Here is a 26,777-nt window from a genome sequence, read left to right as displayed (position 1 = left end):
GAGACGTTCGCGCTATCGGGTGTGGGCACGCAGGCGGGTGGTGGGCCGGCACCGGTGTGACGGCCGGGCCGCATCGCGGCCTGCGGGCCAGGTAGGTGGCGGCGCGGACGCCGGTCGCGCCCTCCGGCATCTGGTCGTCGGTCAGGCGAACGACGGCGAACTCGACCGAGGACCACGGCGCGCGCCCCGGTGAGTCGTTGCAGGACCCTCGTCGGGACGGAGGAGTCCAGGCGGCCGGTCAGACGTTGTTCCGCCTTCTCCACCAGCGTCACCACCACGCCGGCCGTGCCGGCGAGCAGCCCTTGCCACGGTGCGCGTCTCATCACGTCGGCTCGAGTACCCGGCAACGGCCGGCCTATCCGAGTCTCGGCCCGGTGTGACGGTCTCGCTGTTGATCGCACAAGGCTCAACCGGTTCTCATGGTCTTGGTCGACACCACACGAGCGCCTGGCCCCAACGTGGCGGCATTCAGCGCGCGGGCTGTCCGAACTCGGTACCAGTGGTGTCGAGCTGCGGTGAAGCTCCGCGAGGTGGCAAAGGACCTGCTCGGCACGATCGCTCACAGTCAGCCCGCACGGACGATCAGCTCACCGCAGGGCTGCTCGGTTCACTTGGCACAGCCGGACGTGACCTCTGCCAGGTGCTGACGAGGTCGGTTTCGACGCGTCGAATGCAGCGCTGGTTGCGGCGACCCCAGTCGCGCACCTGCCATGGGACCCACGGGTAGTGCCAACGAGCCTGCACACGGCTGAACGTCACCTCATCGAGCTCGTGGGCGCATGCGGAACGGCCTGCGCCCGACGCGGAGCAGGTGCGGTGTCGAGCGCTGGGTCCCTTGGCGGGCGTCGACCTGGCCGAGCACGGACCACCACGTCTTCTCGGACCCGTTTGTGACACATCCTCCACAGAAGACCGCGCAGCATTGCTCAGGGCTTGATGCGGAGATCGTCGACGTCTCAGCCGCCGTGTGCCGCGGAGCCCGGAACGACCAGGCCGCTCTCGTAGGCAGCGACGACAGCCTGAGCGCGGGTGGTCAGGTTCAACTTCCGCATCGTGTGCTTCACGTGTGTTTTCACCGTTGCTTCACTGATGGCGAGCTGATTCGCGATCTCCTCGTTGGTCGATCCTGTTCCGATCAGCCGCAGGATCTCGGTTTCTCGTGGCGTGAGGTCCGGCAGCCGGGTGTTCGCCTGGAGCTCGACGCGATGGCGTTGCGCGTAGGTCTGGACCAGCCGCAGGGTGATGGCCGGCGAGATCAGCATCTCTCCTATCGCGACCGTGCGCACCGCCGCGATGATCCGATCGGGAGGTGTGTCCTTCATGATGAACCCGGCGGCTCCATCGGTCAGCGCGGTGTAGACGTACTCGGGGATGTCGAAGGTCGTCAGCACGACCACCTGGGTTTCCGGACGCATCGCGAGAATGCGACGGGTGGCGCTGAGCCCGTCCATGACCGGCATCTTGATGTCCATCAGAACCACGTCGGGCGCCAGGTCGGCGACCAGCGCCACAGCTTGCTCGCCGTCTGATGCCTCGCCGACGGGATCGATGCCGGGTGCGGCGTTGAGCAACGCCATGAGGGCGTGGCGAACGAGGTACTGGTCGTCGACCACCAGAACGCGGACTGCCATCACATCTCTCCAGCACGTGCATTCGTTCGGTGTTCGGAAATCAGCTCTGGTCCGGAATCGGCAGGCGCAACACGACCTGGAACCCTCGATGAGAGCGGTGTCCGGCGTCCAGGACGCCACCGTAGAGTTCGGCGCGCTCACGCATGCCCTGAATGCCATGCGATTTCGCCTTGACGCTTGGAGGTCCTGACGCGCCGTCATCGGTGATGGTCAACATCAGTTCGTGTGCACGGTAGTCGAGCACCACCTCCACGGCCGCTGGACCCGCGTGCTTGAGGACGTTGGTCAGCGATTCCTGTGCAACGCGATAGGCGCAGAGGTCCTGCCCGGGAGGCAGGACGCGCGGTGTGCCCCTCACCACGAGTTCGACGGTGAGGCCGGCGTCGCGCGTGCGGTCCACCAAACCGGGAAGAGCGTCGAGGCCTGGGCTCGCGAGTTGCACGTCCGGGAATTCGGTTTCGTCCTCCACCCGCAACACGTCGAGCAGCCTGCGCATCTCGGTCAGGCCTTGCCGGCAGGACTCGGAGACAGCTGAAATCGCGGTACGCGCGGTAGCCGGAGCGGACGCGAGGGTGTATTCGGCCACCCCGGCCTGCAAAGAGATCACGGACATGTGGTGCGCGACGATGTCGTGCAACTCCCGTGCGATCCGCACTCGCTCCTCGGCGGCCGCGCGACCTTCGCGCTCAGCTGCTTCCTCAGCACGCCTGGCCCATTTCTTGGAGCTCTCGCCGACCATCCAGGCAACGAACAGGACCAGGACGGCCTGCACAGCCTCCGACCACTTCAGCGTCACCTCTCCGACGTATTCGGGCACCAGCAGGCAGAGCGCCGACGTCGCTGCCATCATCGCGGCAATCCGCGAACTGCGCACGTTGGCGACTGTGAACACGCCAATGACCACACCGAGCCCCAAGTTGCCGACTGCACCATGACCGAGAAACGCGTAGACGACCGAGGAACCGAGAATCACGCACAAGGACGTCACCGGTACGACGTGTCGAATCGCTATCGGGGCCACCGTGAGCGCGGCGAGCGACAAATCCGCGAGCGTGAGATCGGCGCCGAGATATCCCACTTGATTGGCCAGGGTGAGGGCTGTGGCGATCAGGGCGAGAAGGAGGTCCGCCCACGTCGGTCGGAGAAGCTTGCGCACCGGCGGGACCCTACCAGGAGATTTTTGCCCGGAAACAGAAGAGATCCGCCCTACCACCAGAGGGGTAGAAGGGACGACCAGCAAGGATGACGACATCGCATCGATGCGCTCCTACGGTGATCTCATGAGCACGAAAACGACCGCACTGGTGGTGCTGACCACAATCTCGTTCGTCATCGGGTGTTCGCCGGCCGACGCCGAGCGAAACAGGAACGACGTGCCCCGCGCCTCTTTGCAGAAAGATGCCGACGCACTGGTGTCGAAAGGCACCCCCGGCGTTCTGACCGAGTTGCGCACGCCCAACGGTGCCGTGAAGGTTCGCAGCGGGGAAGGCGACACCGACGCGAAGACACCGGTCCCGTGGGACGCCCACTTCCGCATCGCGAGCTTCAGCAAGACCTTCGTGGCGACCACGCTGCTCCAGCTCGTCGGCGAAAAGCGCCTGTCGCTCGACGACACCGTCGAAAAGTGGCTGCCCGGAGTCGTGACCGGCAACGGGAACGACGGCAGCAAGATCACCATTCGTCAGCTGCTCCAGCACACCAGTGGCATCCCCGAGTACATCGCCGGTGTGCCGGTGTTCACCGAGAGCGACTTCCAGCAGCACCGGTTCGACAAGCACTCCCCGGCAGACCTCGTCGCCCTCGCGATGCGTCAGACCCCCACTTTCGCGCCCGGCGCCGGCTGGAGCTATTCCAACACCAACTACGTGCTGGCCGGAATGGTCATCGGCGAGGTGACCGGCCAGGACTGGCGCGCCGCCGTCGACGAGCGGATCATCAAGCGCCTGGGCCTGCGGAACACCTCGGCTCCCGGACACTCGACGGTGCTGCCGCATCCCCACGCGACCGCGTACGAGCGCTTCCCGGAGGACGTCACAGCGGACCCGTTGCGCTTCGGAAAGCCCGTAAACGTCACCGAACTGAACCCGTCCTACGCTGAAGCGGCAGGAGAGCTGGTCAGCACCACCAACGACGCGCTGGTCTTCCTCGAAGCCTTGATCTCGGGCAGGCTCCTCGCTCCCGCGGAGCTGGCCGAGATGCAGAAGACGGTGCCGGCGCCGAGCCTGCAGTCGGTGTGGCCGGAAGCGCGCTATGGACTGGGCATCGCCTGGATTCCCACCGCGTGCGGCGGGTACTGGTCACACGCGGGTGACATCCAGGGCTTTCAGACCCGCAACGGGATCACGCCCGACGGCAAGCGCGGTGTCATCGTCTCGATGAACACCGACTCGGTGATCCCGAAGGAGTCGTCCACCCCGCCGACGCCGCTCGAGGACCCGTCCTTCGACCTGGTCAAGAACGCGCTCTGCGACCGCGGGTGATGCCGAACAGGGGGAGTGCGACCAGCAGCGCCACCCAGCGCGAAGGACGACCCGCCACCGCGGCTGCCCCCAGCACCGCCTCGACCGCCCCCGGCTCGGGCACGACCACCTCCGTCGAGCCAGGGGGCGGTCCGGGCGACCGACTGGGCGCCGCCGTCGTGCGGGTCGACTCGAGGGCGCCGAACCACGCACCCCAAGCTGTCCGAGCCGCGAGAGGAATGCTCGACGCCCGCAACGCATCCGGACGGGACGAAACTCGGTCATCCGCACCACTTCCTTCGCGAGCGAGTCCTCGCTGACCCGCGTCGGGGTGTTCCATCCCCGCGGTCCACAACGACCGAAATGCCTGGGAACGCTCCCAGAACTGCAGCGGTAAGGAAACGCCGTGTGAAGAGCCTTTGTCGCCGCCTGGCATCGGGAACCGCGGCGAAGGCCGGCCCGGCCCGTGGCAAGGCCGCCGTCTGGCGGGCGTTCGCCGTCCTCGGCGCCTGCCTGACCCTGCTGACGACGATGCTCGTCACCTTCGGCGCGGGCGATGCCTCCGCGCACGGCGCGGGTAGCGACCCACCATCGCGCCACTACGGCTGCCACAACCGCTGGCCCAACGGCCCGTCGCAGCAGATGGCCACCGAAGACCCCATGTGCTACCAGGCGTGGCAGGCCGACCCGTCCGCGATGTACAACTGGAACGGCCTGTTCCGCGAAGGCGTCGCCGGCAACCACCAGGGAGCCATCCCCGACGGGCAGCTGTGCAGCGGCGGCCTGACCTTCAACGGCCGCTACGCCGCGATGGACAAGCCCGGCGCGTGGGTCGCCCCGAACCGGCCCAGCCGGTGCACCCTCAACCTGAACGACACCTCCTCGCACCGGCTGTCCAGCGCGACGCGCGGGAACATCGTCACGGTCCCGCGGTCGAGGTGGGCAGTCAGCAAGACCTGGCCCAGAACTCGAGCCCGCCATGCGACGGGCGTCGGCCGGTAGCCGGAGCTGGTCCAGTGCCGTGCAGCCAGCGGTGTGGGCCGGCTGTCAAGGCGACTGGAACAGGCAACGGGGTGCCTGCTGGAACAGCTTCGACCAAGATCGTTGCCGGCCGATGCCGGGAAGTGCTGGGCGGAGGCGGTTGACACCTACCTCACGCCGCTGCCAGGTGCAGCGGCGTGATCAGCCTCGGGTACGCCGGTCTTCAGCCCCCGGGTTCACTCACCGGCCGGGGATGTCGGGACCCCGCGCCGGCAGGCTCGCCCGGTTCACGGTGCGGATCCTGGACCTGTCGAACGCGTACTGGTCGAGGATCCGCTCGTTCGGGATCCAGCGCTTGGTGCGGCCCACCAGGTAGACCATGCCCGTTTCCCGTTCCCGGGCGAGGTACGACCCGGAGACCAGGGGCGCCCCGATGTCGATGACGGCGCCGCCGGGCTGCAGGCCGGCCCAGTTCGCCCACAGGTTGAAGTAGGTCAGCTCGTCGGGGACGTGGTGCCGCACACCGTCGATCACCAGGTACACGGCCTTTTCGCCGGGGTTCTGGTAGCGGAAACCGTTGCACGTGCTGCACACCACCTGGGCGACCGGCTCGCCGGCCGGAGGCGCCGCAGCGGCTGATGCCGGTGCGCAGGGGGCGCCGATCAGGGATATCGCTGTGAGAAGAGCGAGTGACGACCGCGAGAACATTCGCATGAAGGACCCCTCGTTGGTCAGTTCTGACTTGACTGGCTGCCGGGCACGGATCGGTTCCCTGGCCGATCGCGGTTCACCCGGCTGTCATGTCCCCGAAGAGTGGCCCTGCCGCGGGTCCAGCGGTTGCGGCATGTCCGGCATCCTGCGAATCCTGTCCCCTGTGACCCCGTAGTGGTCCAGGAACGCCTGGCGCAGGGTCTCGGCCGACCGCAGTCCGCAGCGGCGTGCGATCGCCGTGAGCGACAGTTGGCTGCCGCGCACCAGGTGTGCCGCGGCCTCGGTCCGGGCGGCGCGCACCGCACGGGCTGGGGTGGTGCCCAGGTGGGTGGAGAACAGCCTCGTGAGGTGGCGTTCGCTGACCCCGGCCCGTGCCGCCAGCGCGGAGGAGCTCAGGTCCTCGGTGAGGTGTGCGGCGATGTGGCCGAGCAGGTCGCGGACCAACCGGTCGCCGGGAGGCGGCGCGGACAGGAACATGCTGATCTGCGCCTGGTTGGCGGGACGGTGCAGGTAGGTCACCAGTTCGCGGGCGACGTTGCGTGCCAGCGTGGGACCGTGGTCGTCCTCGATCAGCGCCAGGGTGAGGTCCAGCCCGCTGGTCACCCCGGCCGAGGTGTAGATGTTGCCGTCCTGGATGTAGAGCGGAGCGAGGTCCACGGCGATCGAGGGGAAGGCCCCGGCGAGGATGTCGCCGTAACCCCAGTGGGTGGTGACCCGTCTGCCGTCCAGCAGGCCGGCGGCCGCCAGCACGAACGTGCCGGTGCACACCGAGGCGACCCGGCGACTGCGGCGGGCCAGGCGCCGCACCTGCACGAGCAACCGCTCGTCGAACATCGCCTCCTTGGTGCCGAGTCCACCCACGACGAACAACGTGTCGATCTGCCCGGTCACGGCGGCCAGCCTCCTGCCGCCCGCGAGCACGATTCCCGACGAGGTGCGCGACCCGCGCCCGGAGGTCGTGGCCAGCTCGATGGCGTAGGGCGGTGCCGCGCCGTGCAGGTTGGCGCCTTCCAGTGCTCCACTGGGGCAGGCCACGTCGATGATCTGGGCGCCGTCGTAGGCGATGATCACAACTCGCCGTGCTCGGTCGTCTTCCACACTGACAGGGAACCAAGACCGCGCGGTCGGGAGAGGCGCTTTCGGAGACCTGGCGGATGTTCGGCATGGCGGCTTCCACCGGTGCCGTGAGTTCACGATGAGCCGGCGAGTCGGGCTTTGGCCGCGGCGCCGGTCAAGAACCGCGGCCGCAGCGCCAACGTCGTCCAAGCGTCACTGCTAACGGATTTTCGAAACTTTTAGCTGGTTCTCGTTCACAAAGTCCGTGACGAATGTCCATTGTGGATCAATTTTCGGTTGGGCGATTGCGGGTCGTACAACGGTTCTTGACGGCGCCTGTGACGCGGCTTACTGTCGTGAGCGCTAACAATCGCAGGCGAGAAAAAAAGTTTCGACCGCCCGGTGCGGCAGGATTTCGACCTGATTACGCGATCGCCCGCTTTCGGTGGCTCACCGCGCGGTGGCGGTGCCACTCGTTCTCGCACACCCTTGGAGAAGCGTCGTGACACTCCGCTCACCCCTGCTCCGCGCCGCTGCGCTCCTGGCCCTCCTCACCGCCTGCACGCCCGGCACCGGAGGCGGCGGGGGAGGCGACGGCAAGTCCTTCGAGTTCTGGTCGTTCGCCGCCATCAACCAGAAGCTGACCGTCGACGCGTACAAGGCGAAGCGCCCGGACATCCAGATCAAGCTGACCGAGGTGGGCACCTCCACGGAGACCGCCCAGTCGCTGACCACGGCGCTGGCCGGCGGCAAGGTGCCGGACCTGGTGCTCATCCAGGGCGACAACCTGCCGCAGTTCGTGGAGCAGCCGCAGAACTTCGTGGACCTGCGGACGCTGGGCGCCGACGAGGTCAAGGGCGACTACCTGGACTGGGTGTGGCGGCAGAGCGTCGCCAAGGACGGCGAGGTGCTGGGCGTGCCCACCGACGTGGGCGGGATGGCCGTGGCGTACCGGACCGACCTGTTCGCCGCCGCCGGGCTGCCCACCGACCGGGCCGCGGTGAGCGCGCTGTGGCCGACGTGGGACGCGTTCATCGAGACGGGCAAGCGCTACAAGCAGGCCACCGGCAAGGCGTTCACCGACAACGCGGGCACCAGCGTGTTCTACCAGGCGGTCAACCAGGTCTCGGAGAAGTACCACAGCGAGGACCGCAAGCTGGTCCACAGCACCAACCCGCAGGTGAAGGCCGCGTTCGACCTCGGCATCAAGGCGGCGACCGCCGGGATCACCTCCGGGCAGTCCTCGTTCGAAAGCGCGTGGAGCGCCGGCATGGCGCAGGGCCAGTACGCGGCCGTGGCCGCGCCGTCGTGGATGCTCAACACCATCCGCAGCACCGCGCCCGACACCAAGGGAAAGTGGGACATCGCGACCATCCCCGGCGGCTCCGGCAACTGGGGCGGCAGCTACCTGGCCATCCCCAAGCGCGCGAAGAACCCGCAGGCGGCCTGGGAGTACATCAAGGAGATGCAGTCGCCCCAGGGCCAGTTGGAGCACTTCGTCCGGGTCGGCGCCCTGCCTTCCACCCCGTCGGTCTACCAGGACGGCAAGCTCGCCGACGCGAAGGACCCGTTCTTCTCCGACGCGCCGATCGGCAAGATCTACACCGACTCGCTGCTCGGGCTCAAGCCGTTCTACATCGGTCCCGACAGCGCGGTCATCGGCCAGGAGTTCCTCAACGCCATCACCAACGTCGAGCAGAGCGGCGGCAACCCGGCCACGGCGTGGGACGACGCGCTGCGCAACATCAAGACCGCCATCGGCGAGTGACCGCCGTGACCGCCACGCTCTCCCCGGCCTCCAAGGCCGCGCCACCTCCGCCCAGGACCAGGAAGATCGCGGGTGTGGGCGAGCGCCTGTCGGCGTACGCCTACATCGCCCCGTTCTTCGTGATCTTCGGGGTGTTCGGGCTGTTCCCGTTCGCCTTCACGTTCTACGTGGCCCTGTTCGACTGGAACCCCATCGGCGACCAGGTGTTCATCGGGTTCGACAACTTCGCCCGCATGTTCGGCGATCCGCGGTTCTGGAACGCCGCCGGCAACACGGTGAGCATCTGGGCGCTGTCCACCGTGCCGCAACTGCTGCTGGCCCTGGTGCTGGCGCACGTGCTCAACCACGCCCGGCTGCGGTTCGCGCTGTTCTTCCGGATGTCGGTGCTGGTCCCGTACGTCACGTCGGTGGCGGCCACGGCGATCGTGTTCGTGCAGCTGTTCGACCGCGACTACGGCCTGTTGAACTGGCTGCTCGGGCTGGTCGGCGTGGAGCCGGTGGACTTCGTGCAGTCCACTTGGGGCAGTCACCTGCTGATCGCGACCATGGTGACGTGGCGGTGGTTCGGCTACACCACGCTGCTCTACCTGGCTTCGCTCCAATCGGTGCCCCGCTCGGTGTTCGAGGCGGCGGCCATCGACGGCGCGGGACCGTGGCAGCGCTTCCGCCACATCTCCGTGCCCTCGCTGCGCCCGGTGATCATCTTCACCGTGGTCACCTCGACCATCGGCGGCCTGCAGATCTTCACCGAACCGCTGCTGATCGCCACGGGCGCGCCGCTCACCTGCGGGGCGGTGCGGCAGTGCCAGACGCTGACGCTGTTCCTCTACGAACAGGGCTTCGGGCAGTTCGAGTTCGGCTACGGCTCGGCGGTCGGCGTCGCGCTGTTCGTCATGGTCGTGGTGATCGCCGCGCTCAACTACCTGCTGTCCACCCGGATCAAGGCGGACCGATGACCACCACCACCGCGCCGCGTCGCCGGCGCCTCGACCGGGTCCGCTGGTGGACCTACCTGCTGCTGGGCGTCGCCACGGTCGTCTGCCTGTTCCCGTTGTACTGGATGTTCATCGTGGCCACGACGGACACCGCGGCCGCGACGCGGATGCCGCCTGAGGTCGTGCCCGGCGGCAACTTCCTCCACCTCGCGGGCCTCGTCATGGACACGGTGCCGTTCGTGCAGTCGCTGCTCAACAGCCTGGTCGTGGCCACCGCGATCGGGATCGGCCAGGCGGTGCTGTGCGCGCTGGCCGGTTTCGCGTTCGCGAAGCTGCGCTTCCCCGGCCGCAACGCGCTGTTCCTGGTGGTGGTGCTGACGATGACCGTGCCGACGCAGCTCTCGGTCATCCCGCAGTACCTGATCATGTCCGAGCTGGGCTGGGTCGACACGCTGCAGGCGCTCATCGTGCCCGGACTGGCGAGCGCGTTCGGCATCTTCTGGATGCGCCAGCACATCTCGGTCACCATCAGCGACGAGCTGATGCAGGCGGCTCGCATCGACGGCGCGAGCACCGGGCAGGTGTTCTGGCGCATCGCGTTCCCGATCGTGCGGCCGGCCGCGTTCGTCCTGGGCCTGTTCGGGTTCGTCACCGCGTGGAACGACTTCCTGTGGCCGTTCATCGTGCTCAAGTCACCCGAGCGCTACACCGCCCAGATCGCCATCAAGGCGCTGCAGAACAGCTACGACGTGGACCTCGGCCTGGCCATGTCCGGCTCGTTCCTGGCCACCGTCCCGCTGGTCGTGCTGTTCGTCCTGGCCGGCCGCCGCATGGTCGCCGGGATCCTCGAAGGCGCCTTCAAGGGCTGAAGCCCTCGCACACCAAGGAAAACCATGAACTCACCGAACTCCGGCACGTCGTTCTACGACAACCCCGTGATCCCCGGGTTCCACCCCGACCCCAGCGCGTGCCGGGTCGGCGAGGACTACTACCTGGTGTGCTCCAGCTTCGAGTACTTCCCGGGCGTGCCGATCTTCCACAGCCGCGACCTGGTGCACTGGCGGCAGATCGGCAACGTCCTCGACCGCCCGGCGCAGTTGCCGCTGCCGGCCGACGCGATGGCGTCCGACGGCATCTACGCCCCCACGATCCGGCACCACGACGGCCGGTTCTGGATGATCACCACGAACGTCTCGCAGGGCGGCAACTTCCTCGTCACCGCCGAACGGCCCGAAGGCCCCTGGTCGGACCCCGTGTGGCTGGACCTGCCCGGCATCGACCCCGACCTGGCCTGGGACGACGACGGCAACTGCTGGTGCGCCTTCGCCGGAGCCCACGGCCCCACCTTCACCGGCGTGCAGATCGCCCGCGTCGACCCCGGGAGCGGAAAGGTGCTCGAGGACCCGTTCCCGGCCTGGGCGGGCACCGGGTTGCAGTGGCCGGAGGCGCCCCACCTGTACCGCGTCAGCGAGTGGTGGTACCTGCTGATCGCCGAGGGCGGCACCGAACGCGGCCACACCGTGGCCATGGCGCGAGCCCGTTCGCCGCGCGGCCCGTGGGAGCCGGCGCCGGCCAACCCGATCCTGTCGCACCGCAGCACCGCCCACCCGGTCCAGAGCACCGGCCACGCCGACCTGGTCACCACGCCGGACGGCGAGTGGTGGATGGTCCTGCTGGCCACTCGCCCGGCCGGGTACAGCCCCAAGTTCCACGTCCTGGGCCGGGAAACGTTCCTCACCCCGGTCCGGTGGGAGGACGGCTGGCCGCGCGTCGGACCCGTCGACCTGCGGGAGCGGGCGCCGGGCGTGCTGCGGCCGCAGGAGCCGGCACCGCGGCGCGACGACTTCGACGCGCCGGAGCTGGAGCCCCGGCTGATTTCGCCGCGGTCGCGCCCGAACGGCTCGTGGTCGCTGACCGAGCGGCAGGGGTGGCTCACCCTGCACGCCACCGGCGGCACGCTGGACCGGCCGGGCTGCACCTTCGTCGGCCGCCGCCAGCAGCACCCCGAGAGCCGGACCGCGGTGCTGCTGGACCACGGCGCCGGTCGTGCCGGCCTGTCGGTGCGCCTGGACGAGGGCCACCACTACGACCTGGAGGTGGCCGACGGCCAGGCGAGCGTGATCGCCCGCATCGGACCCCTGCGCCAGGTCGTGGCCACCCGCACCGTGCCGGCGGATCCGGTGGTCCTCGTGATCACCACCAGGTCCGCCCGGAAGTGGTCGGCGGGGGAGGAGAGGCTGTCGGGCCTGCACGTCGCCGCACCCGACTTCGTCGCCTTCCACGTCGGCACGGACCCCGAGCCGCTGGCCGAGCTCGACGGCAGGTACCTGTCCACGGAGGTCGCCACCGGCTTCACCGGCCGGGTGATCGGCATGTACGTCACCGAGGGCACCGCGTGGTTCGACTGGTTCGACCACGGCCCGCTCGACGAACCTGGAGGTTCCTGACGACGGACTTCCGACTCGTCACCGTGGACGAGTGGTGGCAGACGTTCCTCACGCTGCCGCAAGCGCACGAGCAGCACTACAACCAGCACCGCACCCACCGATCCCTCGCCGTGGCGACGTAGCCCGTGGGGCATCATCGCGGCGTCGCCCGCGACCTGTGCCTGAAAAATCGCACCAACGCCACGGAACAGGCGAACGCGGCAACACTGGCCAGCAGTGACGATCAGTCAGGTGAACGTCAGCGGCACGACCGCGACGGGGAACGGCCGGACGAGCGACCCAAGCAACTTCGCTGAAGGACACTCGCCAAGATGAAGTACTTGGCCGGTCAGGCCTCCGGGCGCAAGTTACCCGAGATCGTCGCCGCATCAGGAAGACGTGGGGTCAGCAACTGTATGTCATGGTTGCTCCGGTGACTGATGAGAAGAAGATGGCCGGGAAGCTGAGTTGAGCAACCCAGTTGATGACTTGGTTGTCCGTTACGGTCCCAGGGCTCGAAAAGCGCGGGAAAGTGAAGAGAGCCGTTCCATTGCGGTCCGTCAAAACAAGACGCACGACGACCCAGGCATCTCCGTCGTCGGTGGAGAAGAACCGTGATAGCAACTCCGCCGTCCCATCGGAGCGAAGTCTGAGGGTCGGGCCCTTGTTCAGGGTGCCGCCTATGAGGCCGGACAGTGTGCAATCGCCACTCCTGAGAGGGGCGCCCCACATGAGGTCGAAAGCTTGGACGGCGAGGGTGTCCAGCTTTTCTTCCGGCTCCGGTTCGTCCGTCGATGCGCTCAGGACTTCCTCTCGCTTGAGCGTGGTCACAATGACCTCGCTTTCGGCGGTGTCACCGTTGTATGGCTGTGCCTCATCGGTCATTGTGATCCTCCGTGATGTGATTTGTCGTTATCGCCTGTAGCGAGTGGATCATCCACCGCCGACGCTGCCACGGTCTGATCTGTTGAAACGATGACATCGAGCCGGCTGCGCGTACAAGAGGAGTAGTCCCGCATCACCTGTTCGACTGAAGCCTTCACCCAGCGCAGTCCTGATCGATTCGATCCCATGATGTGTTGGCCGAGCCGGATGACCTTCCGGTCGGCAACCTCCACTGGCGAGAACCACTTCGAGGCGGCCGCCTTCACCGACGTCCCCGGCTTCAGGCCCGGCCGCCTTCGCACGTGGTACGCCGGAGGAGTTGCGGCGATGACTGCCGACAGTGGAGGGCACCGCGCAGGGACCGGATGATGACCCGACTCGTCCCCCTGTGGGGTGGCAGAACTCTGCGCGCGCACGCTGAGTTGCGGTGATCAGGTTCTGCCGTCTTGGGAGGCGTGATCGTGCGGGTGGCGCTGCGACTGTGCACTTCGCCTTTGTTCAGGTCGGTGGCTGGCTGGTTTTGCCAGCCGGTTCTCGGCGGTTACCGGTGAGGCTGTGAGAGCACCGGTTGGTGTTCCCAGACACTGCTGCGCTGGCATCGGCGGTTGGCCGCCAAGAAGTGGACTTACCCGAATCAAATCGGGTGACCGCGGGTCGATGAGACCGTCGTGGCATTAATCAAGCGCATGGTGCGTGAGAACACCGTGCGTCGTGTGCTGAAGCGTCTGCGGATGCTGACCGGTCGCTGAACAACCAACAGGCTCGCAACCCACTTCTGAGCCTCGGTGATGGGGCCAGTGAATTTCGCTTCATGGTTCGTGACACGGCCGGTCAGTCCACCGCGTCGTTCGATTCCGTTCTCGCCGACGCCGGGATCGACGTTGTGAAGATCCCACCGCGGTGTCCACGCGCGAGCTCACCGACCGGCTGCTGATCATCGACGAGCGTCACCTCAAGTCAGTGCTGAACCGCTGTGTGCCCCACTGCAACCGTCGGCTGCCGCATCAAGCGCGACACCACACCTCACGCCGACCCAATCGCAACCCCCAGCCGTAGGTCCGTGCGACGCCGGCAGGTACTCGGCGGCTTGATCAACGAGTACGACCTGCAGCGGCTTGATGCGCAGATCAGACCTGTCGGACAGTGTTTAGCACCTCACAGCATTTGCCGTTGTTCTGACCAAGGCGTGACCTCCGTTTGGGGCCGTGGGTGACTCTGTGCGATCATGCATGTGATCGTGGTCACCAGTGACCGGGGAGGGGGCCCCAGATGGCACGGCTATTGGTTTCACTTCCAGTTACGTCTCGTTGCGAAAAGCAATCGAGCTTGAGTTCATGGACGTGACCTCACTTTTCGGGCTGCCGCTCGTCGTACCGCGCGCGAACCGCTACACGCAGCTCGGCATCGCACCGGAGGCGACCGCCGCGGAAGTCCGCGCGGCGACCGACCGGTACATCGCCCGGTTGAAGGCTGACGGCGCCGGCGACGAGGAGATCGCACGGGCACACGGGCTCAGCCTGGAGAAGCCCGATGACAGGGCCGCGTACGACGCGGAACACCCGCCGTTGCCGTTGCTGCGGCTCGAGCCCGCCGGCGATCCGGTCTTCGACGACCGGGCGACCAGCCTCGCCGCGCTGCGCCGTGAACTCGAACGGTTCCTGTTGGACGCCGGGGAGGCGGTGTACCACCCGGACGACACGACCCGGACGGACTTCACCGCGGACTTCCACCCGACTTCCCTGCTCGACGGTCAGCAGCCCGGGCGCATCAACGGATGACGGGGAACATGGACGACAAGAAGCCGAACCTGCACCGAGTCGTCGGCATCGACCTGGGTACGACGTACTCGGCGATCGCGGTGTTCGACACCGACGAGGACACCGCGGTGATCGTTCCCGATCGGACGTTCGACCCGCCGGTCGACACCACGCCCTCCGTGGTCGGTTTCGACCCGGGCGTTGGCGCTGTGATCGTCGGCGCCGCGGCGAAGCACGCGATGTCCCTGCCCGGTCGCGGCCGCGAGACCATCATCGAGATCAAACGCGAGATGGGCGCGCTCTTCAGCGAGGAGACGCTCAGGCTGTTCGGGGCGAAGGGCACCTCGTTCCGCGTGGACGATCCGCTGCGTGTCCGGCTGCACGGCGAGTGGTTGCGGCCGCAGGAGGTCAGCGCGCTGGTGCTGATGCGGATGAAGGAGATCGCCGAACGCGAGCTCGGCCACGGCGTGCACGACGCGGTGGTCACCGTGCCCGCCTACTTCACCGAGCGCCAGAAGAAGGCCACCGAGGAAGCGGCGCTGCTGGCGGGCCTGCACCCGCGGCAGCTGATCCCGGAGCCCACCGCGGCGGCGATCGCGTACGGCGTGGACCGCGCCGAGGAGGAGAGCAAGATCTACCTGGTCTTCGACCTCGGCGGCGGCACGTTCGACGTGTCGATCATCGAGACCGAGGACCGGCAGGTCTCGGTGCTCGCCACCGCCGGTGACGCGCGGCTGGGCGGCGGCGACTTCGACGCGGCGATCGCGAACTGGCTGAACGAGAAGCTGGGCCGCTCGTCCCCGAGCGAGGACGAGCGCATGCAGGCGCTGGCCGCCGCCGAGAAGGCCAAGCGCGAGCTCTCCCTGCACGAGTCCACCACGATCGACCTCGGTGGCGGCACGGCGCCGGTCGAGCTCGACCGCGCCACCTTCAAGTCGTTGATCAAGCCGGCGCTGGACCGGTCGCTCAGGAAGGTGCTCGAGGCGCTGGAGATGGCGAAGGGCGGCCCGGACGAACCGCCGCTCGACGTCGACGCCGTTCTGCTGGTCGGCGGCTCGACCCGCATCCCGCTCGTGCGGGAGATGCTGGTCGACCACTTCGAGAAGGACGACGACTTCGTCCGCGCCGACGGCGATCCCGACACCCTCGTCGCGCGGGGTGCCGCCATCCTCGCCAGCCGGTTCGAGGCGTCGGACTCCTTCGACCTCAACAGGCGGCCGACCGCCGAGCGCCAGTCCGACGCCGACGACTTCGAGATCCGGTTGATCACCGAGCACACCCTCGGCGTCGGCGTGCAGGACAACAGGTTCGACCCGCTGATCGAGCGCGGCGCGAAGATCCCGACGCGCAAGGAGAAGCGCTACACCAACCAGAAGGACTCCGAGAACGTCGAGGTGCCGATCTACCAGGGCGAGTCGGCCGTGGTCTTCGACAACACCCGCGTCGGCACGATCGTCCTCGACAAGATCGAACCTCGGGAGGCCGGCCACCACCAGTTCGACATCACGTTCAAGCTCGACGTGAACGGGTTGCTGGAGGTCAAGGTGTTCCACGTCAACGCGGGCCGCGAGTACGAGGCGACGTTCCGGCAGAGCACCAGCATCGGGAAGATCGACATGCTGGCCGAGAGCAGGCGGCGGTTGCTGCGGCTGGTCGAGCCGGGCGCGGCGGAACCCGTCGAGCGCGCGGAGACCTTCTCGTTCCAGGTCCCGCCGCCCGTCGACGTGCCCGACGACGGTCCCACCGTGGATCCCGACGCCGTGCCCGCCGAGTTCCGGCGGCTGTTCCGCAAGGTCACCGCGTGGACCGCCGAACGCGAGGCACCGGACGACCTGGTCGCCGCGCTGCGCGAGTTCACCTCGGCCGTGCGCGCGGGCACCGGGCTCGACGACCTCGCCGACCGGCTCGAGGACGCCTATGACCGCGCCCGGCGATGAGCCCGTCGGGCTGATCGCCCAGGAGCTCGACGCGGAGTACGTCGGCGTCGGCAGGCGCGGCACGCTGTACCGGGCGCCGGGCAGGCGACGCTTCTACCGGCTGATTCCGGGCGTCGAGCTCGGCGCGGAACACCGTGATGAGCTGAAACGCCGGCAGCACGAGGGACCCCGCGCGGGGCTCGCCGCCGTGGTGCCCGCCGACACGGCGGGCGACCAGCAACGTCTGGGTGGCCGCTGGTACCAGGTCGTCTGCTACGAGACCGATGCCCGGCGCAGCCTCGCCGACGCCATCGCCGATCCCGATCCTGCCCGGCGCGTCGAGGCCGTCGTCGCCGCGCTGCGCGCGTTGCCCGGCTGGTGGGAGTCGCTCGGGCCGGGCATGGTGCCGATGCCCGCCGACATCGTGCTCACCGACAGCGGGCCGCGGCTGCTGCCGCTGCCGTGCTGGGGCGCGCCGTCGTTCACCGAGCTGCTGAGCGCTCCGGAACGGGTGCTGCACCTCGCCCCCGGCCTCGCCCGCGGACAGACCGCGGTCGGCCGGGAGGAGGACGTGTTCGCGCTGGCGGCCGCCGCGTTGCGGTGCTTCGGCACCAGCCCGGACACCGACGCGGCACGGTTGCTGCACCGCACGGCCTGCGCGGTGGCACCGTCGGGAGAGCGGTTGCACGGCAGGCTGCCGGTGTGGATGCGGCGGGTCGGCCCGATCCGGGCGGTGCTGGAAGACCTGTGCGAGCTCACGACCGCACCCCGGCGTGGTGGCACGGACATCACGTGGCTGGCAGACCGGTTGCAGCGTGCGAGGAACGCCATGGACCCGGTGGCCGCGGTGCAGGCGCTGCGTGCCGCGGGGGAGCCGGACCAGGCGCTCTCGCTGGCCCAGGCGGTGCTCGTCGACGGTCCGCACTACGACGTGCTGGTGCTCGCCGCCACCATCGCCTACCAGGACACGGCCGCACCGCTCGAAGCGCTCACGCTGCTCGACCGCGCGGTGGAGGCCGACCCGAAACGCGTCGAGGCGTACGAGGAACAGATGTCGGTCGTCGCCATCGGCGAGGTGTGGGCGACGGTGCAGACACTGCTGTCCGACGCGATCGACGACTCGTTCACCCGCAGGCTCGACGCCACCGTGCAGACCGCGTTCCACCGGCTACCGCACGAGTTGCGGGCCAAGCACGCGCCGGCGATGGCGAGCCACCTCATCCGCGAGGGCCGCGTCCGCGAAGCGAACGCGTTCGCGCACAAGTGGTTGCACGACGGCAAAACGCTGATGTGGTGGCGGTTCGACCTGATGATCGCCTACGCCACCACGTTCTGGCTGCTGGGCAAGCGCGCCGAAGCCGCCCAGGTCGGTGACGTGATCAGGCAGGGCCTCAAGCGCGTGCGGGACAACGGGTCCCTGGAGATCACCGCGATCGAGTTGTACGAGCTGCTGCTCGACCAGCTCGAGGAGGAAGAGGGGAACCCGTGAACGCCGTGCTGGTCGTGGTGTGCGTCGCCCTGCTCGGCGTGTGCCTGGTGGGCGCCTGGCACTTCTTCGTCGTCGTGCCGAGCCGGTGGCGTGAACCGCTGCACCGCGCGCTCGCGATCCTCGCGCGTGACGGGCACCAGCGGGCACAGCTGGAGGAGGCCGACCGGCTGCTCGACGAGGCGACGAACGCGGGCCCGCGTGGCCGCGACCTGGCCGACACGAGATTCGCACACGCGTACGTCCGCGCGGTGCTCGGTACGTACCGGCCCGAGCACCACTGGTCGGCCGCCACCCTCGTCGACAGCCTGGCCACGACCTCCGGGCACGACCCGGCGTCCGCTCACCTCGCGATGTGGTTGCAGCACAAGCTGGAACGCCACGAACGCGTGGTGGAGTTCTACCGCGAACACGAGGCGGCACTCGCCGACCGGCCGGGCGCGCGCCTCATCGCCTCCGCGTCACATCTGCACCTCGCCGGTGCGCATTGGCGGCGCCGCGAGACCGACGAGGCCCTGCACCACTTCGACCGGGTCCGCGACCTCGGCGTTCTGACAGGGGAGATCCCGAAGGCCGCGGACAACCTCCACGTCCTCAAAGGCATCCACCTGTTCTTCGACCAACGGCGCGCTGAGGCCCGCGAGGCGTTCGACGCCGCCCGCCACCGCGCCCACGAGCGCGGGCAGAGCCGGGTCGAGGCGAGTCTGGGGCTGCTCGCGTGCGACTGGGAGACGGCCAACCCGAGGAGGCTCGACCGGTGGCTGACGCAGATCCGCAAGCAACGCGCGTGGCGGGACCGGTCCGGCGAGGCGGAGGACACGTCCGCGGACCAGGACTACCTCAGGCAGCTGGCTGCGGTGGTCGCGCTGCTGCGAGTGGTGTTGCTGCTGCGGGGCTGGGCGAACCGGCCGGAGCTGTCCGGGGTGCCGAGCTCCGAGGAACGTCACGAGCTGTCCGAGCGGCTGAACCTCATGCTGGAACTCGACGAGGAGTGGGGCGACGCCTATCTGGTCGAAGGACTGCTCTGGTACTACTTCGCCGCCAACGAGGGCCAGCGGGAGACCGGACTCGCGATCCTCGAACGCGGGATGGGCCTGCAGAGCGCCAAGGCCATCATCGTTCCCGAGGTGCTGCACCTCGTGGAGAGGGAACGCGCGCTCGGTGGGCAGGGTGACGCCCTGTCGCGCTTCCTGCGGCTGGTGCACGAGTTCCTCGCCGACCCGGCCGTGCCCGCGTCGCACCGGGCGGAGCTGCGTTCGTTGCGCGACCAGTTCGCCCGCTACGCCGATGATCTCGGCGAGGACCTGGCACTGCCGACGCGGCCGGTGTCGCCGGAGGAGTTGCGCCGGCGGATCGAGGCCGTGCGCAGGCGCATCGAGCTGATCGTCTACCCGCGGCTGCGCGACCTGCCCGACGACGCCCCGGCCCGGGTCCAGCTGCGGGAACGGCTGCAGGAGCTGGACGTGGTCGCCGACGGGTTCGCGGCACAGGCGCAGGCGCTGCACCAGAGCGAACACGAGTTGGTGATCACGACCGGAGAGTTCCTGCTGCCGCAGGAGGAATGGGACGACCATGCCGTCACCGCTGAGCTGGATCCGAACCGCGTGGACACGGCCGCCGAGCGTGGACCGTGACCGGCTGGTCGGGCTGCTGCCGCCGGTCGAGTACCACCGGGAGACCGACGAGCGGCAGCTGTTCGACGAGGCCGCGCTGCCCGCGGCGCTGCCGTTGATGCTGAAGCTCGACCAGGAGGCCGAGTACCTGCTCTGCCGCGCGGTCGCCGAACGCGCGCTCGGTTCCGTACCCGAACCCGAAGCGCTGCCGGAATGACCGAACGCGACACTCCGGCGCTCCCGCACCTGCCGCCTCGGCTCCCCGACCTCGCGGGGCTGAGCTTCGGCGGCGGCGGGGACCTCGGCGAGCACTTCCGGCGGCTGGAGGAGTTCACCAGGCGGCGCACCGAACGCTCGGCGCCGTCGACGGTCTTCCTGCCGGACTTCGTGACGCTCGCCGCCGAGGACTCGCTCCAGCTCGACGACGACGGCGACGACCTGCTCCAGGACGCTCGCGCCAACATCGCCGACGGCGAGTACGAGATCGCGCTGGAGCAGCTCGCGGAGTTCCTGGAGATCTCGCCCGGTCACCCCGAGGCGCGGTACCTCCAGGCGTACTGCCACTACCGGCTCGGCGACCTGACGACGGCGCTGGAGACCACCCTGCCGTTGCGGACCGAACGACTGGATCCCCAGCTGCGCACGGGGGTTCTCGAACTCCGCCGCACGCTGCGCGACGTGCTCACGCCGCAGGAGATCGGCACGTTCCTCGACACCCGGCACCACGACCGGCGCGCCGCGGACGAGCGGATCGGCCGGTTCATCGAGGTCGCGCCGGAGGAGTCCGAACCGCCGTACCTGCTGGCGATCATGCAGGCGATGGACGGTGAGTACACGACGGCCTTTCGCACCGCGCGGTCCGCGGCCGATGTGGTCGAGGGCGACGCGAGCCATCTCCGCACGTTCGCGGACGCGCTCCAGACGGTGGCACTGAGGCCGCTGACGAGAAACGCCGTGCGTGCTCTCGCCGACGGCGCGTACCTGCGCACCCGCAAGGAGTTGCGGCGACTGGATCGTGACTGGCGTGAGGCAGAGGTGGTGCGTGACTTCGACACGTATGTCGAAGGCCTCCTCCGCACCCGCCGTTCGCCCGCCAAACCGTTGCCCCCGCCCAAGCTCTCGCCCGAACGCGCCATGCGGCTGTACGAGCTGATCGCCGAGCAGTACCGCGAGGAGGCACTCGGTCTGATCGAGGACGAGCGCTGGGCGGAGGCGGAGCGGGTGCTCGCCAAGGTCCTGCACCTCGTGCCGTCGTTCCCGCCGCCCAACTACCTGTACGCGTTCTGCCTGCTGGTGCAGGGCAAGGATCCGGAACGTGCGATCACCGCGGCCGGGATCGCCGCGCGTGACCCGCGGCTGACGCAGGCGGAAGCGCTGCTGCGCAGGGCGGTGGAGGCGAAGGAGGTCTTCGCGATCAACGCGGCGTTCGACGAGCACAACACCGCCATGGCCAAGGTCGGCAACCCGCCGACGCAGGCCCAGCTGATCGCCTTGCGCCGCACCATGGGAGAGCTGCGCGGCCGGATCCCCGGGCTCCAGGCGATGGCCAGCACGAAGGAGAACAAGCGGCACGTGCAGAAGCTCGCCGACGCGGTGGCCCAGAGGTTGGCGGAGATCGATCGCGCCATGGTCAACGTGGAGGTCAACGCGCTGGTCCTGCGCTTCAACAGAGTGGCGGAGGTGCTGGGGTCCGGTCCGCTCTTCCCAGCAGACGTGATGGCGTTGCGGGACGTCTACCGCTCGGAGTTCGCGAGCATCGGCCAGGAGGCGAGGCGGCTGTTGCGCACCACCACCGACCCGCGGTCGCGCCGGGCGCTCCAGGACATCTTGACCGCAGTCGACCGGTTCGCGTGAAAGGGCAGCAGATGACCGAGCCCGAGAGCCACGACGGGTGGGACGTCTTCATCAGCTACGCGCGTGAGGACTACCAGAAGGCCAGAGACCTCGCGGACGGCCTGCACAAGTGCATCACGTCCCGGGGCGTGCCGCCCCGGATCTTCATCGACGTCGACCGCGAAGGCTTCCCGCCCGGCGTCGACTGGGAGGAGTACCTGGAGACGGCGCTGCCGCGGTCCAGGTACTTCGTCGCCCTGTACTCGTTGCGGTACTTCACCAAGAACGTCTGCCAGTTCGAGCTCCAGCGCGCCGTCGACCTCAACAAGGCCGGCAAGATCGGGTTCATCCCGGTGCTGATGGAGGAGGCGGCCAAGGACAAGATCTGGTTCACCGCCAGCAAGTACAACTGGGTCGCCGTCACGCACCCGAACTGGTTCGAGACCCTGCGCACCGCGCTGGGCCTGCGACCCGCGCGAAACCGCAGGCAGCTCCGGTTCGAGGGGCCGCTGCCCAGCGCCGTGGTCAACCACACCCTGCCCACGGTACGGGTGTCGGTCATCGGCGCCGATGGAACGACGGTGCTGGAGAGCAGTGAGCCGATCACGCTCACCACCGTGCCGCCCGACGCCGGTCTCAACGGCACGCTCGTCCACCCGACCGTGCACGGCACCGCCACGTTCGCCGACCTGTCGTTCCGCCGGGCGGTCGAGTCCGTGCGGTTGCTCGCGCGGGCACCCGGTTGTGAACCCGTCGAGACCGCGCCGATCCAGGTGAGCCCGCCCGCGCCGCAGCCCGCCGGCCCGGATCGCGTGCACCCGCGCCTGCCCGCGAGCGGACGTCAGGCGTTCTTCCCCGACGCGCGGCGGATCGTGGTGCTGGACGGTCTGCACCTGTCCGTCCACTCGCTCGACGAACCCGGCCGCAGGCACGGCGTCACGAGCCTCGCCGGACGGCCGCGGCTGTGGGCGCGCGGACGCGACCGGGTGGCGGTCGCCGACTGGACGGGCCGCGTCGTGGTGGCCGCACCGGACGGGAGCACTCGCACGGCCGATCTCGCTCGTGCGCCCGGCCTCACCGTGCCGGGAGCGTTGGTGTTCCACGGCGACACGCTGCTCGTCGGCATGTGGAGCGGCTCCGTCTGGTCACTGGCGGGCGCGGAACCCGAGACCGTGCTCGACCATCGCGAGGGTGTGCAGCTGCTCGAGGTCGACGGCGACGGGCGGCTGCTCGTCGGTGATCTGGAGGGCGTCCTGACCGTATACGACCAGGGGCACGTCAAGGCCGAGTACGCGTTGGAACGCCTCTTGCTCGGCATCCACCACGAACCGGGGTACACGCTGATCGCGGGCGAGCACCACGTCTACCGCCTCGACAGCGGATCCGAGCGCCCGCTCGTCGTGGACCTGCCGGTCACGCAGCTCGCCGACGCGCTGGTCGGGCCGGACCTGTCGATCGTGCTCGACGACGAGGGCCTCGGTGTCTGCTTCGACGCGGAACTGGGCGTGCACCTGGGTTTCCGCACGGTGCCCGGCGCCCGCATCGTGTGCGCGTCCCGGGACGGCAGGCTGGTCGTGTTCGAGTACCCGGACGGCTCGCACGTGCTGATGCAGGACGGCCGCATCGAGGTCACCTCGGCCCACCCGCTCGCGATCTCGCCGGACGGGCGCCTCGCGGCGACGTCGGACGGCAGGGGCACGTTGGTCCTGCCGGTCGAGGAGCTCGGCACCGGCGCGGAGGAACAGCCGTGACCTCGCTCGAGAACCGGCCGGAGGTGCTGCGCCCGATCGCGGAGAAGCTGCTGGCCCGCCACGAGCAGGGCGCCGGGCTGGGCGCCGACGAGCGGGACGCGTTGGCGGAGGCGTGCTTCCGGCTGGCCGTGCACCCCGCCACGCCGCCGGAGGAGGCGCTGTCGTTGCTGGCGACAGCCCACCGCGTCGATCCGGTCAACCCCAAGCACCCCTACCACGTCGGCCTGATCCACCTGCGGCACGGACGGCTCGACGCCGCGGTGAGCTGGCTGACCGCGGCGGCCGAGCTCGCACCGGCCAACCACCGGGTCTGGGCGCACCTGTCGATCGTCCACCAGGGCCTGCACGAGCAGCGCGTCGGCGACCCCTCCTACGAAGGCGAGGAGCGGCAACGGGTCGATGAGATCACATCGGCCGTTCGTGAGGGCAGGGACCTGGACAGCACGGCGCCGGCGTCGTTGTTGCGTCCTGGCAAGTCCCGTTGGTCAGGGATCCACGACATCACCGCGGAACGGGTGCTGCGCAGGCCCGCGGGTGAGCGCGGCCGGGACCTGATCGCCGAGGACCTGCGGTGGATCGCCGAGCTCGCCGAGCGGAGGGTGGGCGGTGCCGCGGCGTTCGCGGTGTCGGCCGTGCAGTGGCTGGTGCACGGGTATCCGCCCGCGACGATCCGCAGGTTCGCGGCACCGGTGGGGGACGGCCCGGCCCGGCGCGTGCTGGACCTGGTGCGCGAGCTGTTCGAGGCCGGCGAGGAGGCGGTGCCCGCACGCCTCGCCGAGTGTCTCGAACGGCGGGAGCTGCCCGATCTGCTCGTCGCGCTCGTCCACCAGCGGCGGTTGCTGTGGCGGCCGCTGCAGGTGCCGAACCTGAGCGCCTACGTGGCGGCACGGCGGTTCGTCGGCGGCGACCCGGCGGTCCACCTCGACGCGATGGCGTCCGCGCTGCGGGCCATCACCACGGCCACACCGCCGAAGACGCCGGCCGACGTCGTCACGGACAAGGCGGCGGAGGCCGATCCGGACGTGACGCTGGCGGCGTTCGAACGGGACGCCGAAACGCTCGGGCGGCTGAAGAAGAACGCGAACGCCATCGCCAAATCGCTCGTCCGCGCCGAACTGGCGGACGCGGCCCGGATCCGTGCGGATCACGCGGTGCTGGCCCGCATCGCGAAACGGCTCGACCACATCTGCGCCGAACGGGTGCGGGAACTGGAGAAGTTCGTCCAGAGCACGGCGGACCGCGCTCGCTCCGCGCGTTTCGGTGACCGCTTCGAAGACTGCAAGAAGGCGTTGCAGGCGCCGAGCCCGCTGAACGGTCACCTCAGCAAGATCCGGAAAAGACTGCACTCATGCGAGGTGTCGGACGCGGTGCCGCCGTCGGCGGGTGTTGCCGAGATCGACGCGGAACTCGAGTCCTTCGCTCCCGCGCCCCAAGCCGAGCCGATCCCGCCTCGGACCGAGCCGGCCCCGTCTCCTGCGCGTTCCGGCGATCCTCGGGAGAGAGTCGCCGCCGCGGTGGCAGCGGTCGACCGCGCGCTCGCGGACAACATCGCTCATGCCTGGAGGTCGCTCGACGCGTATCCACCGTCACTGAGCCGCCGCTCCGCGCTCGTGCTGCTGCGGTCCCACCTGAACGGCCGCCTCGCCGAGTCACTGCACCGGATGGGTGCGCACACGCCGGCTCGCAGGCACTGGCAGGCGATGCTCATCGAAAACCCGATGTCCACGGCGGTTCTGCACAACCTCGCGGTCGCACACACGGCGGCAGGCGACGTGGCCGCGGCGACCCAGTCCTGGAACCGGTACCTCGAGGCCCTCTACGGGGAGGCGCTGCTCGCGGGCACGCCGGCGCGGGGCGCGGCCGAGCGGGCCGACATCCACCGCGTGCTGGCGGGTTCGTTCGGCACGGCGGCGTTGTGCGGCAGGCAGGCCGACGACGGCACGCCCAACCCGCCGCCGCGCGGTGTCCCCGCCGAGCTGACCAGCCCGGCGCGGGTAGCGCTCGCCATCGCCCACCTGCGCCTCGAGGAGCTCAACCGCGCGCTGTCGTACCGCGGCCCGGCGCTGCGCCTCGGTGTCACACGGTCGGTGCGGCGTTCTCAGCTCGACGAGGCGTTCGACGCCCGTCTGGACCTCGTCGCGACCGCCTGCGCCCCGTTGCCGAGACGCGTGCGCGCACCATTCGAAGAGCTGTGCCGCACCGCATTCCAAGCCGCGCACCAAGCCGCCTGCAACCCCGGCAGCCGCGTGCGTGAGGCGATCGATCAGGACGAGGAGGCGGCGCACGTCGCCTGGACGCACGAACGCGTCCGGTGGAAGTCGCGCATCGCCAACGAGTTGCTCGGCGCGGACGACTGGCCCGTCACCGAAACCTCCGGCGAGATCCTCACCAGCCTGCGCCTGCTCGACGAGCTGCGGCTGGACCCGGCCGACGAGACCGTGCGCAAGGCAGTCCTGCGGCTCGGCGCGCCGTCCACGTACCTCAGACAGCTCAACGACCTGTCCGAGCTCGCCGCCCGGTTCGCCGTCGAACGCATCTTCCGCGCCGCCGAGAACAGGCTCGACTCCTCGGCCGACTTCCCCCGCCGCTACCAGCGCCTCTGCCGCTCCTGGCACCGCAACGACGCACCCGAGCGCTACCTCGACCTGCTGGACGACCCGCACACGGTCTACCTGCCGTCGGTGGAACACGCACTCGGCCTCCTGAACAACGACGCCCCGGACCACGAGGTCCGGCACGCGGTGCTGGCGGCGTTGCCCGCCATGGAGCACTGGATCACCCGCCTGCGCGGTGCCGCAGGCCCGGCCGCCATGCTCGGCGAGCTACTGAACGCGGTGGACGAGCAACACCGGGCACGACCTCTGCTCGCCGAAGCCCGCGCCGCCTGCGTCCCCCGCGACTCGCTGCCGTACGTGCGCCTCTCCGTCCAGTGCGACGACTTCGCGGACGCCCGCACCCGGCTGCGAAGGCTCGCCGCCAGGGGCAAACACCTGGAGGACGTGCACCGGCTGATGATCACGGTGTACCGCCGCTGGATGCAGTGGGACGGTCCTCTGCCCACGAACATGGAGATCGGCGAAGACTTCGGCGAGATGTCGTCCCTCGACGCCGGTGACGCCCGCCGCCAGCTCGTGGTCGAGGTGACAATCGCCAAACACCGGCGCCGTCCCGGCGAGGTGGACCCGGACTCACTGGCCAAAGACCTCCGCCAGCTGCTGCGCGACGACAAGGACAACTCCCACGCCCGCTACCAGCTCACCCAACTGCTCTACCAGCACGCGGTCTCGGTCCGCACCGCCATGCGCGCAACGTTCGGCGCACGCCGCGAAGCCCTGCGCGACGAACTGACGCGCCTGCGAACCGAATGCGCCAGCCACGCCTCCGCGTTGCTGGACCGCGACCCGGCTGACGACTACCACGCGCTGACGGACAAGTCCCGGTTCGAGGAGGTTCAGAAGATCGCCGCGAAGGTGCGCTGAGCGCTGTGCCTGCCACAACTCCAGCCATGCAGGTTGAAGCCGTGGGGCAAAAGACGGTCCGGTGGGCCTGACCTGGTCTATCAGGCTGCC

20 protein-coding genes are annotated in these 26,777 nt (G+C 69.2%); 14 read left to right on the top strand and 6 right to left on the bottom strand.

What is annotated here, in order from left to right; all coding sequences use genetic code 11:
* Positions 1-956 precede the first annotated feature (956 nt).
* The gene (locus tag V1227_RS08905; protein WP_329792030.1) at positions 957-1,613 is read right to left on the bottom strand and encodes a response regulator transcription factor; all 657 of its coding nucleotides are present in this window, start codon (positions 1,611-1,613) and stop codon (positions 957-959) included.
* Between the two features lie 58 nt (positions 1,614-1,671).
* Positions 1,672-2,787, bottom strand: coding sequence for a sensor histidine kinase (locus V1227_RS08900; RefSeq protein ID WP_329792029.1), 1,116 nt, complete (start codon positions 2,785-2,787; stop codon positions 1,672-1,674).
* On the opposite strand from V1227_RS08900, the gene V1227_RS08895 reads away from it, so the two are divergent.
* Together V1227_RS08895 and V1227_RS08890 are read left to right on the top strand one after the other, a co-directional pair.
* Positions 2,780-4,111: a serine hydrolase domain-containing protein gene (locus tag V1227_RS08895; RefSeq protein WP_329792028.1), complete on the top strand. Its 1,332-nt coding sequence runs from the start codon at positions 2,780-2,782 to the stop codon at positions 4,109-4,111. The two genes, V1227_RS08900 and V1227_RS08895, sit on opposite strands and share 8 nt — an antisense overlap.
* A gap of 387 nt (positions 4,112-4,498) precedes the next feature.
* Entirely contained in the window at positions 4,499-5,092 is a 594-nt protein-coding gene (locus V1227_RS08890; RefSeq protein WP_329792027.1) for a lytic polysaccharide monooxygenase, read from the top strand.
* Between the two features lie 219 nt (positions 5,093-5,311).
* Here V1227_RS08890 and V1227_RS08885 read toward each other — a convergent pair whose 3' ends face one another.
* Together V1227_RS08885 and V1227_RS08880 are read right to left on the bottom strand one after the other, a co-directional pair.
* Positions 5,312-5,665 carry a hypothetical protein gene (locus tag V1227_RS08885; RefSeq protein ID WP_329792026.1) on the bottom strand — a complete coding sequence of 118 codons (354 nt, stop codon included), beginning with the start codon at positions 5,663-5,665 and terminating at the stop codon, positions 5,312-5,314.
* Between the two features lie 204 nt (positions 5,666-5,869).
* The gene (locus tag V1227_RS08880; protein ID WP_329792025.1) at positions 5,870-6,880 is read right to left on the bottom strand and encodes a GlxA family transcriptional regulator; all 1,011 of its coding nucleotides are present in this window, start codon (positions 6,878-6,880) and stop codon (positions 5,870-5,872) included.
* A gap of 460 nt (positions 6,881-7,340) precedes the next feature.
* On the opposite strand from V1227_RS08880, the gene V1227_RS08875 reads away from it, so the two are divergent.
* Genes V1227_RS08875 through V1227_RS08860 form a run of 4 tightly spaced genes read left to right on the top strand, consistent with a single transcriptional unit; the run spans position 7,341 to position 11,988 of the window.
* On the top strand, positions 7,341-8,606 hold the full coding sequence (locus V1227_RS08875) for an extracellular solute-binding protein (protein ID WP_329792024.1): 1,266 nt from the start codon (positions 7,341-7,343) through the stop codon (positions 8,604-8,606).
* Positions 8,603-9,562: a carbohydrate ABC transporter permease gene (locus tag V1227_RS08870; protein ID WP_329792023.1), complete on the top strand. Its 960-nt coding sequence runs from the start codon at positions 8,603-8,605 to the stop codon at positions 9,560-9,562. The genes V1227_RS08875 and V1227_RS08870 overlap by 4 nt, the downstream gene beginning before the upstream one ends.
* Positions 9,559-10,410, top strand: coding sequence for a carbohydrate ABC transporter permease (locus V1227_RS08865; RefSeq protein WP_329792022.1), 852 nt, complete (start codon positions 9,559-9,561; stop codon positions 10,408-10,410). The genes V1227_RS08870 and V1227_RS08865 overlap by 4 nt, the downstream gene beginning before the upstream one ends.
* A 24-nt stretch (positions 10,411-10,434) precedes the next feature.
* Positions 10,435-11,988: a glycoside hydrolase family 43 protein gene (locus tag V1227_RS08860; protein WP_329792021.1), complete on the top strand. Its 1,554-nt coding sequence runs from the start codon at positions 10,435-10,437 to the stop codon at positions 11,986-11,988.
* Between the two features lie 384 nt (positions 11,989-12,372).
* Here the strand turns inward: V1227_RS08860 and V1227_RS08855 are convergent, their stop codons facing one another.
* Together V1227_RS08855 and V1227_RS08850 are read right to left on the bottom strand one after the other, a co-directional pair.
* Positions 12,373-12,852, bottom strand: coding sequence for a DUF6294 family protein (locus tag V1227_RS08855; RefSeq protein WP_329792020.1), 480 nt, complete (start codon positions 12,850-12,852; stop codon positions 12,373-12,375).
* Positions 12,849-13,118, bottom strand: a complete 270-nt coding sequence (locus V1227_RS08850) for a hypothetical protein (RefSeq protein ID WP_329792019.1) — start codon at positions 13,116-13,118, stop codon at positions 12,849-12,851. The genes V1227_RS08855 and V1227_RS08850 overlap by 4 nt, the downstream gene beginning before the upstream one ends.
* Before the next feature lie 1,074 nt (positions 13,119-14,192).
* Here V1227_RS08850 and V1227_RS08845 point away from each other — a divergent pair.
* Genes V1227_RS08845 through V1227_RS08810 form a run of 8 tightly spaced genes read left to right on the top strand, consistent with a single transcriptional unit; the run spans position 14,193 to position 26,687 of the window.
* Positions 14,193-14,630, top strand: a complete 438-nt coding sequence (locus tag V1227_RS08845) for a hypothetical protein (protein WP_143023004.1) — start codon at positions 14,193-14,195, stop codon at positions 14,628-14,630.
* An 8-nt stretch (positions 14,631-14,638) separates the two neighbouring features.
* Positions 14,639-16,546, top strand: a complete 1,908-nt coding sequence (locus V1227_RS08840) for an Hsp70 family protein (RefSeq protein ID WP_329792018.1) — start codon at positions 14,639-14,641, stop codon at positions 16,544-16,546.
* Positions 16,527-18,014, top strand: coding sequence for a hypothetical protein (locus V1227_RS08835; protein WP_329792017.1), 1,488 nt, complete (start codon positions 16,527-16,529; stop codon positions 18,012-18,014). Before V1227_RS08840 ends, V1227_RS08835 begins: the two co-directional genes overlap by 20 nt.
* A complete protein-coding gene (locus tag V1227_RS08830; RefSeq protein WP_329792016.1) occupies positions 18,011-19,645 on the top strand; it encodes a hypothetical protein in 1,635 nt (544 codons plus the stop codon). Before V1227_RS08835 ends, V1227_RS08830 begins: the two co-directional genes overlap by 4 nt.
* Entirely contained in the window at positions 19,635-19,841 is a 207-nt protein-coding gene (locus tag V1227_RS08825; RefSeq protein WP_329792015.1) for a hypothetical protein, read from the top strand. The genes V1227_RS08830 and V1227_RS08825 overlap by 11 nt, the downstream gene beginning before the upstream one ends.
* Positions 19,838-21,478, top strand: a complete 1,641-nt coding sequence (locus V1227_RS08820; protein WP_329792014.1) for a hypothetical protein — start codon at positions 19,838-19,840, stop codon at positions 21,476-21,478. Before V1227_RS08825 ends, V1227_RS08820 begins: the two co-directional genes overlap by 4 nt.
* An 11-nt stretch (positions 21,479-21,489) precedes the next feature.
* On the top strand, positions 21,490-23,208 hold the full coding sequence (locus V1227_RS08815) for a toll/interleukin-1 receptor domain-containing protein (protein WP_329792013.1): 1,719 nt from the start codon (positions 21,490-21,492) through the stop codon (positions 23,206-23,208).
* Positions 23,205-26,687, top strand: coding sequence for a hypothetical protein (locus V1227_RS08810; RefSeq protein ID WP_329792012.1), 3,483 nt, complete (start codon positions 23,205-23,207; stop codon positions 26,685-26,687). The genes V1227_RS08815 and V1227_RS08810 overlap by 4 nt, the downstream gene beginning before the upstream one ends.
* The last annotated feature ends 90 nt before the right edge of the window (positions 26,688-26,777 follow it).

The organism is Lentzea sp. DG1S-22, from assembly GCF_036321065.1.
Lineage (GTDB): Bacteria > Actinomycetota > Actinomycetes > Mycobacteriales > Pseudonocardiaceae > Lentzea > Lentzea jiangxiensis.
This window is presented reverse-complemented; position numbering and strand designations above follow the sequence as displayed.

What these genes read in the sequence shown, in the direction of transcription:
- V1227_RS08865 (WP_329792022.1), top strand. Translation starts at nt 9,559, where the DNA reads ATGACCACCACCACCGCGCCGCGTCGCCGGCGCCTCGACCGGGTCCGC.
- V1227_RS08860 (WP_329792021.1), top strand. Translation starts at nt 10,435, where the DNA reads ATGAACTCACCGAACTCCGGCACGTCGTTCTACGACAACCCCGTGATC.
- V1227_RS08855 (WP_329792020.1), bottom strand. Translation starts at nt 12,852, where the DNA reads ATGACCGATGAGGCACAGCCATACAACGGTGACACCGCCGAAAGCGAG.
- V1227_RS08840 (WP_329792018.1), top strand. Translation starts at nt 14,639, where the DNA reads ATGGACGACAAGAAGCCGAACCTGCACCGAGTCGTCGGCATCGACCTG.
- V1227_RS08835 (WP_329792017.1), top strand. Translation starts at nt 16,527, where the DNA reads ATGACCGCGCCCGGCGATGAGCCCGTCGGGCTGATCGCCCAGGAGCTC.
- V1227_RS08820 (WP_329792014.1), top strand. Translation starts at nt 19,838, where the DNA reads ATGACCGAACGCGACACTCCGGCGCTCCCGCACCTGCCGCCTCGGCTC.
- V1227_RS08815 (WP_329792013.1), top strand. Translation starts at nt 21,490, where the DNA reads ATGACCGAGCCCGAGAGCCACGACGGGTGGGACGTCTTCATCAGCTAC.